Annotated in this window: 14 protein-coding genes; 9 read left to right on the forward strand and 5 right to left on the reverse strand. The window is 62.6% G+C overall.

All coding sequences use genetic code 11. The features are described from left to right. Positions 1-3: 3 nt before the first annotated feature. Together AADW18_RS09725 and AADW18_RS09730 are read right to left on the reverse strand one after the other, a co-directional pair. A complete protein-coding gene (locus AADW18_RS09725) occupies positions 4-720 on the reverse strand; it encodes a zf-HC2 domain-containing protein (RefSeq protein ID WP_337343164.1) in 717 nt (238 codons plus the stop codon). Beyond that, a complete protein-coding gene (locus AADW18_RS09730; protein WP_337343165.1) occupies positions 717-1,223 on the reverse strand; it encodes a sigma-70 family RNA polymerase sigma factor in 507 nt (168 codons plus the stop codon). Before AADW18_RS09730 ends, AADW18_RS09725 begins: the two co-directional genes overlap by 4 nt. Before the next feature lie 130 nt (positions 1,224-1,353). Between AADW18_RS09730 and AADW18_RS09735 the strand changes: the two genes are divergently transcribed. The 6 genes from AADW18_RS09735 to AADW18_RS09760 all read left to right on the forward strand — a co-directional run bounded on the left by AADW18_RS09735 (position 1,354) and on the right by AADW18_RS09760 (position 8,679). After that, positions 1,354-2,676, forward strand: coding sequence for a S8 family serine peptidase (locus AADW18_RS09735; RefSeq protein WP_337343166.1), 1,323 nt, complete (start codon positions 1,354-1,356; stop codon positions 2,674-2,676). 68 nt (positions 2,677-2,744) lie between these two features. Then, entirely contained in the window at positions 2,745-3,593 is an 849-nt protein-coding gene (locus tag AADW18_RS09740; protein WP_337343167.1) for a hypothetical protein, read from the forward strand. A 374-nt stretch (positions 3,594-3,967) separates the two neighbouring features. Further along, on the forward strand, positions 3,968-4,486 hold the full coding sequence (gene moaB / locus AADW18_RS09745) for a molybdenum cofactor biosynthesis protein B (protein ID WP_337343168.1): 519 nt from the start codon (positions 3,968-3,970) through the stop codon (positions 4,484-4,486). 4 nt (positions 4,487-4,490) lie between these two features. Then, positions 4,491-4,832, forward strand: coding sequence for a helix-turn-helix domain-containing protein (locus tag AADW18_RS09750; protein ID WP_337343169.1), 342 nt, complete (start codon positions 4,491-4,493; stop codon positions 4,830-4,832). Between the two features lie 99 nt (positions 4,833-4,931). Next, on the forward strand, positions 4,932-5,714 hold the full coding sequence (ppk2, locus tag AADW18_RS09755; protein WP_337343170.1) for a polyphosphate kinase 2: 783 nt from the start codon (positions 4,932-4,934) through the stop codon (positions 5,712-5,714). A 670-nt stretch (positions 5,715-6,384) separates the two neighbouring features. Then, positions 6,385-8,679 (forward strand): glycosyl hydrolase family 18 protein, encoded by a 2,295-nt coding sequence (locus AADW18_RS09760; RefSeq protein ID WP_337343171.1) that lies wholly within the window; start codon positions 6,385-6,387, stop codon positions 8,677-8,679. 132 nt (positions 8,680-8,811) lie between these two features. Here the strand turns inward: AADW18_RS09760 and AADW18_RS09765 are convergent, their stop codons facing one another. The 3 genes from AADW18_RS09765 to AADW18_RS09775 are packed head-to-tail and all read right to left on the reverse strand — an operon-like array spanning position 8,812 to position 10,927. Further along, positions 8,812-9,078 (reverse strand): acylphosphatase, encoded by a 267-nt coding sequence (locus AADW18_RS09765; protein ID WP_337343172.1) that lies wholly within the window; start codon positions 9,076-9,078, stop codon positions 8,812-8,814. Further along, on the reverse strand, positions 9,078-9,653 hold the full coding sequence (locus AADW18_RS09770; protein WP_337343173.1) for a TlpA disulfide reductase family protein: 576 nt from the start codon (positions 9,651-9,653) through the stop codon (positions 9,078-9,080). Before AADW18_RS09770 ends, AADW18_RS09765 begins: the two co-directional genes overlap by 1 nt. Continuing rightward, positions 9,650-10,927, reverse strand: coding sequence for a YihY family inner membrane protein (locus AADW18_RS09775; protein WP_337343174.1), 1,278 nt, complete (start codon positions 10,925-10,927; stop codon positions 9,650-9,652). Before AADW18_RS09775 ends, AADW18_RS09770 begins: the two co-directional genes overlap by 4 nt. Positions 10,928-11,002: 75 nt before the next feature. On the opposite strand from AADW18_RS09775, the gene wrbA reads away from it, so the two are divergent. The 3 genes from wrbA (at position 11,003) to AADW18_RS09790 (ending at position 12,726) form a co-directional block, all read left to right on the forward strand. Next, entirely contained in the window at positions 11,003-11,599 is a 597-nt protein-coding gene (wrbA, locus tag AADW18_RS09780; protein ID WP_337343175.1) for an NAD(P)H:quinone oxidoreductase, read from the forward strand. Continuing rightward, on the forward strand, positions 11,599-11,952 hold the full coding sequence (locus AADW18_RS09785) for a DUF2069 domain-containing protein (RefSeq protein ID WP_337343176.1): 354 nt from the start codon (positions 11,599-11,601) through the stop codon (positions 11,950-11,952). Before wrbA ends, AADW18_RS09785 begins: the two co-directional genes overlap by 1 nt. A gap of 285 nt (positions 11,953-12,237) precedes the next feature. Beyond that, entirely contained in the window at positions 12,238-12,726 is a 489-nt protein-coding gene (locus AADW18_RS09790) for an asparaginase domain-containing protein (RefSeq protein WP_337343177.1), read from the forward strand. Positions 12,727-12,744: the final 18 nt, after the last annotated feature.

Consider the following 12,744-nt stretch of genomic DNA (forward strand, 5'->3'; position numbering starts at 1 on the left):
CGGTCAACGCCAGCCGGCGTCGCGTGCAGCACGCTCGCCTTCGGCGTCCAGCGGCTCTCCCTGCATTCGCGCATCCACTTGGTCCAATAGCGCGGACGGTAAACCACTGGATGCCGTTCGCATTTCTCCGGCAGATGCGAGTTGCGTTTCCATCAGCGTCGGCACCTGCCAGCCTCGCGGCCCACGGCAGGCCATGCCGGCCAGTGCGTGCGGCTGGGTAGTGGTGAAGGTACGGCAGTATTCGCCATTGCTGGCCTTGAAGCTCAGACCGATGGTGGTGGCACCGGCGGCGGGTGCGCTCGCCAACTGCGTATCCAGTGCCTTCGCCAGTTCGCCGCTGGCCAACAACACGCCGTCGGGGCCGCTCTCCCATGTGCGGGAGCCGAGATCCGGCAGCATCCGCCCGAACAACACGCCGACCAGAATGCCGGCTGCCATTGCGCCCCAATAGCGCCAAGTTCCGCGACGGCGCGTGTGAGCACTCATCGCTACTTGCGGCTGCGCCGTTTCGCCACGCGCGGCGGCGACAAGCCGTTCTGGCACCGGCTCTTCCGCTATGCGGCCGAATGCCGACTGTAGGCGCTGGCGCAATGCACGCTCGCGCGCTACCGCGGCCGCCAGCTCCGGATCATCCACCAACGCTGCCTCGACGCGTGCGGCGGCGGCCGGATCCAGTTCGCCGTCGACATACGCCATCAAGGTTTCTTCCGCGATTTTCATGTATCCACCTCGGCGTTGTCGCCCAACATTCGTTTCAATGCTTCCCGGCCGCGCGCCAACCGGCTGGTCAATGTTCCCATCGGAATGTCCAGCGCCGATGCCGCCTCCTTGTAGGCCAAACCTTCAATCAGTACCAACGCCACGGCGCTACGCTGCTCTTCGGGGAGCTTCGCCATGGCCGCCTCCACCGACATCCGGATGAATTGCGCATCGATGGACGATTCGCCTACATTCGCACCGGCGTCGTCCGGTGCGAACAAATGTCGAACGCGGCCGCGCGAACGCACTTCATCGATCCAGGCGTTACGAACGATGCCGTACAGCCACGCATCCAGACGCATGTCGCTTCGCCATTGCGAAGCCCGCGCCAGCGCACGCTCCACCGCCGTCTGCACCAGATCGTCCGCGTCCTGCGGATTCCCGGCCAGCGCACGCGCGAACCGCCGCAAGCGCGGCAGCAATTCGCACAAGCCATCCTTTACCCGCTGATCGGAATCGAGCATCTTTCAACCTAGTACGAACGGCAAGGGCGTTTTAATCCGGTGGATTTGCCGACATTGGCGCCGCAGCAAGCCCGCATTCATCGCGATGCTAGCATCGTCGGCAGCTGTCTCGTGCCAACGCGCTACGCCCATGAATGCTTGGATCCGGCCCCTGATATCGACGTTATCGTTGGCGTTGCTCATTGCCGCGCCCGCCGGAGCCCAGCTGGCATTGCCCGCGGTGCCGACACTGCCAACGGACCTGCCGCAGCACACACTCGATTCCGTGCAAGGTTCGGTGAATTCGGTAGGCCACGAGCTTGCCGGCTTGCGCGAACTCCAGATTCGCGCATTGCTGCGTGAACACCCCGGACGCATCGACGCCGATCCACAAGGCGCGCCCGTAGTCCGTAGCGAAGTCGTGGCGATCGATCCTTCACCGCTTTCGCTGGAACGCGCACTCGCAGCGGGATTCACGATCGTCCAGGAACGAACGCTTGATGGTCTGGATATCCGTCTCGTCGTCCTGCGCGCACCCACTGACGAACGCACACGACGCGCGTTGGCCCGTTTGCGCCAGCTGGATCCCGACGGTCAGTACGACTTCAATCATCTGTACACCGGATCAGCCGCGCAGTCATCGTCGCCTTCTTCTCCTTCCACGATGCACAAGACACACGGAAATAGCGGGAATTGGCGCGTGGGCTTGATCGATACCGGCGTGGACCGCGCGCACCCGGCGCTGGCAGGTGCCGAGATCCGCACCTGGAGCTGCGGTGGCGTTTCGCAACCGGATCGCCACGGAACCGCCGTCGCCTCGTTGCTGGTTGGCACCGGGAAAAACAGCGCACCCGCTCACGCCACGTTGTTCGCCGCCGACATCTATTGTGGTCAGCCGGCGGGCGGCACCGTGGTCGCACTGGCAGAAGCACTTGGTTGGCTGGCACGCGAACGGGTACCGGTAATCAACGTCAGCCTTGTCGGTCCGCCAAACGCGTTGTTGGAAAAAGTCGTCCGTTCGTCGATCCAGCGTGGCTACGTCATCGTGGCGGCTGTTGGCAACGATGGCCCCGCCGCGCCGCCGCTGTATCCGGCGTCCTATCCGGATGTCATCGGGGTCACTGCGGTGGATGCGCGCCATCGCGTGCTGCCGGAAGCCGGGCGCGGCACGCAGGTGGATTTCGCCGCACTTGGTGTCGGCTTGAATGCCGCGGCACCGGGTGGAAAGTGGGAATCCGTACGCGGGACCTCCTATGCCGCACCGTTGGTGGCCCGTGCGGCTGCCGAGGCGGTAGCCGAGCCGCAACCGGGACTCTCCCTACGCATCCAGCAGCTACTGGCAACCGAAGCGGTCGATCTGGGCAGGCGCGGTAGCGATACGACCTACGGCCATGGCTTGCTGGACGATAAGTCCAGGCCGGTTCCGGCGTCCGCAAATGAACGCCCGGCAACACGAGTCATCGGCACGGAATAATCGGATACACCGGTTCGTAATTGCCTATGAGCACCGCAGATGGTCTGTGGTCGATTCGGAGGCAGAACATGAACAAGAAAACCCTACTGACCCTTGGCGCGAGTGCCGCGCTGTCATTGCTCACGCTTCCTGCAAGTGCCCAATTGCTTGGCGGTGGCGCCACAGGTGGCATTGGTGGCCAGATCACTGGCGGCGTCGGCGGCGGCCTGCTGGGCCCACAGACGGACCCGGTGGGTGGAACGCTCCGCGGCGCATCGCGCATGAGCGAACGTGGCATCGAACGCACAGAACGCCTGACGCGCCGTGCGGAAGAACGCGCCCGCAAGGCGGCGGAACGCGCAGGAAATGCGGCTGATCCACGTGCGGCGTTGGAACTCGCCGGCCAGGGCACCGGCTCGGCACAGGCCGGAACGGCTGCTGGCGCCCTGGACGCTGCCGGAAGCGCGGCTGGAAGTGTGGGCGCAGCGACGCGGCAGGGGAATGCGGCCGCTTCAGCCGCCGGCGAAGCGATCGGCCAGGGACAAGCCCAGTTGTCGCCGCGGAACGGTAGCGGCTCTTCCGAGAATCAGGCCACAGATGCGCTAGGTGCTGTTTCTTCGGCGGCATCCAACACCACGCAGCGAGCCGCGTCGGGACGGCTGACCTCGCAGGGTGATGCCGCGGGCAATGCAAGCGGTGGCGCAACCACCAACGCGGAACAGGACAGCGGCACTGGGCTTTTTGAAAGCTCCGCGTCCGCTTCCGGCGAGGGCAGTGCCACATCGCAGCGTAAGACGGATGAGGGCAAGCAACGCATCGACGCCAGCCAATCGGCCCGCGGCAACGCCGGCGCATCCGCCTCACGCAAGGATCGCAGCGTTTCGGCGAATGCAGGGCTGGACGCCAACGCCGGTGCATCCAAGGAAGATGATCGGTAATGGAAATCCGGCGCCTCCCCACAAGGGAGGCGCCCCCAAATTCTCGTAGAGCGGAGCTTGCTCCGCTGCTCTTCTGTCGGTGAGATTAGAAAGCAGCGGAGCAAGCTCCGCTCTACGAAGCGCTTTGAAGCGGCTATTCGCTATCACCTGCCGTTGCGACGGCCCTATTGCCACTGACTCGGAGCTATCGCGAGGCGCAGCTCCGCTCTACGAAGCGCTTTGAAGCGGCTATTCGTTATCACCTGCCGTTGCGACGGCCCCATTGCCACTGACTCGGAGCTATCGCGAGGCGCAGCTCCGCTCTACGTGAAACGGAAAGCGGAATACATCAATAACGATTGAAAGGCCGGCACACTTGCCTATAGGCTGGCCGCATGAGCCATTCCTCTGCCTTGATTCCCCTGAGCCTCTGCGTTTTGACTGTGTCCGATACCCGGACGCTGCAGGAAGACCGTTCCGGCGATTATCTGGTTGAAGCGTTGACGGGAGCCGGGCATCGGCTGGCCGGGCGCGCATTGCTTCCGGATGATCGCTACCGGATGCGCGCGCAGGTCTCGCAGTGGATCGCCGATCCCGAAGTGGATGGCATTCTGGTCACCGGCGGTACCGGCTTCACCGGCCGCGATTCCACGCCGGAGGCCGTGCGGCCGTTGCTCGACAAGGAAATGCCCGGCTTCGGCGAACTATTCCGGCAAATCAGCTTCGAAGAGATCGGTACCTCTTCGCTGCAATCGCGGGCTTTCGCGGGCTTGGCCAATCAGACGTTCGTGTTCTGCCTGCCCGGCTCGACGTCGGCCTGCCGCACCGGCTGGGAAAAGATCATCCGCGCTCAGCTCGATGCACGCACGCAGCCCTGCAATCTGGCTACCTTGCGCCCACGCTTGAAGGAGTAAAGGAATGTCGCCGCCGCTGGATACCACGTTGCGCTTGCTGGCCAAGGCCAGTGGGCTGACCGCCGCGGACCTCGCCGCCGCCATCCCGCGTGCAGGCGCGGCCACGGTCAAAGCCTGGATGAGCGGCGACAAGCTGCCCGGCAAAGACCAATTGAATGCATTGGCGCGTACCCTCGGGGTCCCGGCCGGCGCATTGTTGTCCGAACTCGCTTCGACGCTGGACCCGGCGCGGACGCGCGGCGAACATGACCTGCTGGCCGCATATCGCGCACTCAACACCCGCCAGCAAGGCGCGCTGCTGGAAGTTGCCCGCGGCATGGCGGGGCATTCCAAGCGCAAGCGCTGATCCGGAGAGGCCCGGGCCATCAATGGCCAGCAACGGACTTCGACAATAACCGTAGCGCCCTCGCCTGCACCACCCGATTCTTTCAGAAAAGGAAGTGGCATGAAGAAGCTCAAGCGCAAGGAATACGAAGCACTGCTGGAACCCATGCAACTCGAGTTGGCGGCGATGGCGCGCTGGGTCCAGCATGCGGGCAGCCGGATCGTGGTGCTGATGGAAGGGCGCGATACCGCGGGAAAAGGCGGTGCTATCGGGGCCATCGCCGAGCATCTGAACCCGCGACAGTGCCGGGTAGTGGCACTGCCAAAACCCAGCGAGCGCGAATGCGCGCAGTGGTATCTGCAGCGCTATGTCTCCCACTTGCCTGCGGCGGGCGAGATCGCGTTGTTCGACCGTAGTTGGTACAACCGCGCCGGCGTGGAAAAGGTGATGGGCTACTGCACCGACGCGCAATACCGCAAATTCCTGCAGCAAACGCCAGTGTTCGAGAAAGCGCTTATCGACGAAGGCATCCTGCTATTCAAGTATTGGCTGGCGGTAGATCAGGCTCGCCAGGAAGAGCGTTTCGCCGAACGCGCGGGAGAGCCGCTGAAGAGTTGGAAACTGTCGCCCATAGATCTCAAGGCACGCGAAAAATACGGTGAGTACACCGAAGCGCGCGAAGCCATGCTCAAAGCCACTCATACCAAACACGCGCCGTGGACGCTGGTCGATTTCAACGATCAGCGCCTGGGCCGCCTGACCTTGATTCGGGACCTGCTGGATCGCCTGCCCGAAACCGACGTGCCGCCGGCGCCCGTAGACCTGCCGCCGCTGAAAGGCAAACCGCTGAAAGAGAAATACGGCGTGGTCAAACCATTGCCGCCTTTCAAAGCAAGCACGTAGGGCGGGTCTCGACCCGCCATCGCCATACCCAAGCAACAGCGGCAACAACGAAATCACCTCCCCAGCTACGAGCAGCCGCCATATCACCGAGTGTTTTGAGCCGGCTTCGATAGCTGTCGTCGCGAACTCAAGCATGGCAATGATGGGTCAAGACCCATCCTATGTAAGAGCCGCGAATGTCATGACAAGACATCTTCCTGTCTTGTGAACACCGCTGGCTGACCAGCGCATGGCGGCAACTCCTCGCTGCCACAACGCGACACGGAAAAGCGAAACCGATTTCACCGGCGACGAATGACGCGAGCCTTCCTTGAAGGCAGTGCCTGTTTGTCCACGAAATCGTTTTTCTCTAAGTGCGATGTCGCTTGTCATGCGTGTTACGCACGAAAGCAAGCCAACTCTTCGTTTTCATGCATCCGGTCACACTCCCTTTCCGCACCGGTCAGGCATATGCATGACTGGCGCAGTGATTCGTCGCGGCGCCAACCATGCTGAATTCGATCGGGCGTAACGCGCATTTTCCACATCGTCACCACATGCGGCCCATCGACACACCATGCTGACTCCCCACGGTCGGCGCATTCTGATTTTAAAACCTGGCAAGAAAAAGGGAGAGTGGAATATGAGGCTGATGAGATGGGGACTGAGAAGTTTATTTGCGTGTTTTCTGATGGTGCCGTGGATATCCGCGGCGCAGGCACAGACCGTCAGCTGCACAGGCGTACCGGCCTGGAATGCGTCGACGATCTACCATGCCGGCGATCGCATGACCTACCAGAGCAAACTGTATGAAGCACTGACGGATATCTGGAATGCGCCTCCCACTCATTGCACTACGTGCGGCTGGTACCGCGATCTCGGCACCTGCGGCACTACCGGCGGCAATCAGCCCCCCAGCGTGGCGCTAACTGCGCCGGCTAACGGCGCCAGCTTCAACACGGGCGCCACCATCACCGTATCCGCCACGGCTAGCGACAGCGATGGCAGCATCGCGCAGGTTCAGTTCTTCCGCGGCTCGACTTCGCTGGGAACCGACACCAGCTCACCGTACAGCGTCGCCTGGACCAGTGCAGCGGCCGGCAGCTATGCATTGACCGCCGTGGCAACGGACAACGCCGGTGCCACCACGACATCGGCCACGGTCAACGTAACGGTTGCTGCCGCCAGCGATACCACGCCGCCCAGCGTTCCAAGCGGATTGGCCTCACCATCGAAAACCGCCAGCAGCATTTCGCTTAGCTGGAATGCCTCCACCGACAACAGCGGCGGTAGCGGCGTCGCGGGTTACGACGTGTACCGCAACGGCAGCCTGGTGAGCTCACCTACATCGACCAGCTACACCAGCACTGGCCTGGCGGCGAACACCGCCTACACTTTCCGGGTCCGCGCACGCGACAATGCCGGCAACGCTTCGGCGCAAAGCGCACAGATCAGTGTCACCACTGCAGCCTCTTCGGACACCACGCCACCGGCTGTGCCGACCGGTTTGACGTCGCCTTCCAAGACAACCAGCAGCGTCTCACTCAGCTGGAATGCGTCCGCCGACAACAGCGGAGGCAGCGGCATTGCCGGTTATGACGTGTATCGCAACGGCGCCCTGGTGGGATCACCTACCTCCACCAGTTACACCAGCACCGGTCTGGCGGCGAACACCGCGTACACCTTTGCTGTGCGTGCCCGCGACAATGCAGGAAACGCGTCGGCGCAAACTGCCTCCATTAGCGTTACGACGCAACCCAGCAGCGGAGGCGGCACCAAGCGGGTCCTGGGCTATTTCGTGCAGTGGGGCATCTATGGCCGCAATTATCGGGTCAGGAACATCGATACCAGCGGCACGGCCGCCGAGCTGACGCACATCAACTACGCCTTCGGCAATGTCCGCAACAACCGCTGCGAAGTCGGCGTGACGCAGGCATCGGATCCCAATACCGGAATAGGCGGCGATGCTTTTGCCGACTATACGAAAGCCTTCAGCGCGGCCGAAAGCGTGGACGGCGTGGCCGACACCTGGAACCAGACGCTACGCGGCAACTGGAACCAGCTGAAAGAACTGAAGGCCAAGCATGCCGGCTTGAAGGTGCTGATTTCGCTGGGTGGCTGGACGTGGTCGCGCGGCTTCTCCGAGGCGGCCAAACCGGCCAATCGGCAGGCGTTCGTGGCTTCGTGCATCGACGCCTATATTCGCGGCAATTTGCCGGTCACCGATGGAGCGGGTGGAACGGGTGCGGCCGCGGGCGTCTTCGACGGCATCGACATCGACTGGGAATACCCGAACGCCTGTGGCTTGAGCTGCGGCTCGGCGGAAGACCGTGCCAACTTCACCGCACTCATGGCCGAGTTCCGCCGCCAGCTCGACGCGGTCCGCCCCGGACTGCTACTGACCGTCGCCGTCGGCGCCGGCGTCGACAAGATCGCCGCCACCGATCCCGGCCAGTACGCGCAGTACCTGGATTTCATCAACATCATGACGTATGACTTCCATGGCGCATGGGAAGCCAAAACCAACCATCACTCGGCCTTGTTCGATTCGCCCAGCGATCCTTCCACCGGTGATGTCAGGTTCTATAACACCAACGATGCCATCGAGGCATTCCTGGAACGTGGCGTGCCGGCCAGCAAGTTGAACCTGGGTATCGGCTTCTATGGCCGCGGCTGGACCAACGTGGCGAACGTCAATAACGGCTTGTATCAAACAGGCAGCGCAGCGCCGGGCACCTACGAATCCGGCATCGAGGACTACAAGGTGCTGAAGAACCTGGGCTGGCCGAGTTTCGTCGATAGCCAGGCGCGCGCGCATTGGATCTACAACGGCAGCACGTTCTGGAGCTTCGACAACCCCGCCTTGATCACCGAGAAGATGAGTTACGCCAAGACGCAGGGCTTGGGAGGTGCGTTCTTCTGGGAGTTGAGCGGCGACGATGCTCAAGGCTCGCTGGCCAAGGCCATGAGCGCCGGATTGAAATAACCGTGTGACGTGGCGGGAGGGAGCGGTCGACAGGACTGCTTCCTCCCGTTTTTTTTGCCTCACGCAGCGTGCGCTGTGCGCACGAGCCGAGATCGACCCGGCTTCACGTGCGCACAGCGCACGCTACGTTACTCAGCCGGTGACGAAACCTGAATTGACGGGACCTTCCCAAACGCTGCGCTCCATGCGATCTACGCGAGCCCTGGGCGGTCCATGCTTGAGCCAGGTTTCCAGGGCATCGAGGGCGCTGGCGTCACCTTCGGCAATGACTTCCACGCGTCCATCCGGCAGATTGGTGGCACGGCCCGACAACCCGAGATCCAGCGCGCGTTCCCGAGCGGAAGCGCGAAAGAACACGCCCTGTACCTTACCGCTGATCAGGAAACGCACCGCCGCCATCACGCCTCCGCTTTCGGACCGCCGGCCTCGGCTATTGCTGCTTCTATCTCGCTGGCCGTTACCGGCCCCAGGAATTGCTTGGCGACTTTGCCGTCCGGTGCAATCAGGTACGTCATTGGCAAGCCGCGCGGAGTGGCGAAATCGGCTGGCGGATTCGCGACATCCACAATCGCGATCGGGTAGACCACGGGACGCTTACTCAGAAAGTCGCGCATCGACTTCGCGTCGATTTCCTCGTAGGCCAGGCCGATCACTTCGATGTGCTCGCGCATCGCGTCGAGCGCGGACAGTTCCGGCATTTCCTTCAGACAGGGCGCACACCAGGTAGCCCAGAAATTCACCACCACCCATTTGCCGCGATGCGCCGCCAAGTCGTAAGTGGAACCTTCCACGGTTTCAATGCTCAGCGTTGGCGTTTCGGTGGCCTGCCCTTCTTTTGCGGCAGGCGTTTGCGCTGCCGGAGGCGCTGGCGCTGGCGCCGGCGATGCGGTGGGAGGCGGCGGTGTTTCCTGCTGGCACGCCGACAGCGCCAACATCAACGGCAACAACACACCGGCAAGCGAACGACTTCTCATGTTTTTCCCTCGTGTTGTCCAGCGTAGATGTCGCTGACTTTGCGCTTCAACAGGTCGCGTAGCGGTACGCGCAGATTATCCAGCGCCGCGCGGGCGGCAATGCCCAGCGAGTCGTCGCCACACGGCAAGTGCGCTTCGGCGACAGGTATGCGTAGCTGGCAGGCTTCATACAATTCCGCCAGTGTCATATCGTCCAGATCGCGCGCCAGTATCCACTCACCTTCTTCATCGCGCCGCAGCAGGTTGATCTCGCCCAACTGGCCCAGCATTTGTTGGATCAGCGCGTCGGTGAGCATGGGCTCCAAGGTCTGGATCTGATCGCTGTGCAAGCCCTTGCCGATGGCGCGCGCCTCGTTGAAACGCCCCAGCATGCGCAGCAATCCGTAGATCTCATAGCCCAAAGGCAGGCGCATCGATACGGGTTGATAACGGAAGGCAGCCATCGATGATGCCAGCGATGCACCCAGCAACACCGCCACCCAGCACAGGTATATCCACAGGAGCAGGATCGGCGCCGCCGCCAGCGCACCGTAGACTTTCTGATACGTGTTGAAGCTGCCCAGGTAAATGCCCAGGGCCCATTTAATGAGTTCGAGCAGGACGGTCGCCAGCAGCGCGCCGGCGATGGCGTATCGCCATTTGATGGTCCGATGCGGCACGACACGGTAGATGGCGGTGATGGCGACCAGTTCAATCACCATGGGCGCCACGCTAAGCGAAAGGTTCTGCAGGAGTTTCCCGCCGGTCGTCGCAAAGACAGGCAAAGCATAGAAACGCGCCGATAGCGCCAATGAGGCGGCGGCCATCAGCGCTCCCAACGTCAGCACGGTCCAATACACGAGGAAGCGGGAAAGCTTGGGCCGCGCACTGCTCACGCGCCAAATCCGGTTGAATGTCGCCTCGATACTGTTGAGCGTGATCAGCAGCGAAATCACCAGCGCCACCACGCCCAGCGCGGTGAGCTTGCCGGTATTGCTCAGGAAGATGTCCAGCGTGTCCTTCAAGTCCTCCGCCGCACCGGGTACGAAGTTGGCGAAGACGTAGTCGCGCAGTTGGATGCTCCATTCTTGAAACGCCGAAAACGCCGACAGCACTCCGAATACGACCATCGCCAGCGGCACCAGTGCGAACAACGTGGTGTAGGCCAACGCGGCGGCAGCCTGAAACAGCCTCTCGTCCAGGAAGCGTTTGGCCAGGAAACGGGCAAAAGTACCGGCGCGTGCGCGATCGCGAAGGCGATCGGTCCAGCGGTTGAGTGAATCTAATGGCTCCATGCGGGAAAGGGTACCCGATGCGCCGGGATGACGACATCGCCGATACTAGGCCGATCAACCTCAGGGAAAAAGAACATGCCGGACATTCTGGTGCTCTATTACAGCCGCGGCGGCTCCGTGGCCCGGCTGGCGCGGCAGATCGCGCGCGGCATCGGCGAGGTGGACGGCATGAACGCCAGGCTGCGCACGGTGCCGCCGGTCGCCGCTATCACACAGCAAGCCGCGCCACCGGTGCCCGAGGAAGGCTCTCCTTACGTTGACCGCCGCGATCTGGACGAGTGCGCGGGTCTGGTGTTGGGCAGCCCTACCCGGTTCGGCAACATGGCGGCACCCATCAAGCATTTCATCGACGGCTTGGGTGCGGAATGGGCCAGCGGCACGCTGGTCGGCAAGCCCGCGGCGGTTTTCACTTCCACCGCCACCCAGCATGGCGGCCAGGAATCGACCCTGCTGTCGATGCAGATCCCATTGCTGCACCACGGTTGCCTGATCGTCGGCATTCCGTTCACCGAGCCTCTGCTCAGCACCACGCGCACGGGCGGTTCGCCGTACGGTGCCAGCCACGTGGCCGGTGGTGACAACGATACGCAGCTGAGCGACGAGGAATCCGTGTTGGCGCGCGCCTTGGGAAGGCGCGTGGCCGATACCGTTCGACGGCTGGGAGATCGCTGATGGCGGCTGGTTCGGTTCGTCCATCCCGCTTGCTGCTAGGCGTATCGCTATTCGCGCTATCGGTGTTGTTCGCCTTGTGGTTCCACAATGACAAGCATTACCTGGCGTCGATGATCGTTTTCGTCCTACCGCCCTTGCTGATGCTGCTGGGCGTGCTGCGCGGCAGCGCCAAGGCGGCGTTCTGGTCCGGCGTGGTCGGCCTGTTCTGGTTCAGTCACGGCGTGATGGCCGCTTACTCACGACCAGCGGAAGCCGGTTATGCGAGCACGGAGATCGTTTTGGCCGTGATGATCATTGTGACGTCCAGTTGGCCGGGGCTGCGTGCGCGCTTTGGGCGCAAGCCTACCGAGTGAGGGCATGGCGTGAACCGAGGCCGGCAGGCTGGCATCTTGAGTAGAGCGGAGCTTGCTCCGTTGTTTTTTGCGAGATCATCGGGAAATAGCAGCGGAGCAAGCTCCGCTCTACGCGGGGCGGTTCAAGCGTGTAGTTACTGAGGGGCGGGCCGCATACGCTCCCTGCATGCGTGGAACAGCGATAATTGGCGGCGCGCACTCCGCCCCTTAAATGGCGGCGGATCTGGCCACACCTAACGAACACAAGCTGCGGGCTAAATGATGTCTGCGGCAGGAGCAAACAAGATGGAAGAACTGCTGATCGTCACCACCGGCGGCACGATCGACAAGATCTACTTCGACGACAAGTCGGATTACCAGATCGGCGAGCCGCAGATCGGCCGCATCCTCGAAGAGCTGGGTGTTGCTTTCCGCTTCCATGTCATTCCTATCATCCGCAAGGATTCGCTGCACATCAGCGATGCGGACCGCGAACTGGTCCGCGCCACGGTGGCGGCACAAAGCGCCAGGCACGTGTTGATCACCCATGGCACCGACAGCATGGTGGAAACGGCCAAGGTGCTGGCGACAGTGGCAGGCAAGACCATTGTGCTGACCGGCGCATTGAACCCAGCCCGCTTCCGCGGCTCGGATGCCGAGTTCAACATCGGCTGCGCGGTCGGCGCGGTGCAGTCGTTGCCGGCCGGGGTCTACATCGCCATGAACGGCCGCATCTGGGATCCGATGAAGGTTCGTAAGAATGTGGCGGCCAATCGGTTTGAAGCGATTGGGTGAATAGCCTGCGTAGAGCGG

The sequence above is a fragment of the Pseudoxanthomonas sp. CCNWLY206-1 genome, assembly GCF_039710385.1.
Classification (GTDB): domain Bacteria; phylum Pseudomonadota; class Gammaproteobacteria; order Xanthomonadales; family Xanthomonadaceae; genus Pseudoxanthomonas_A.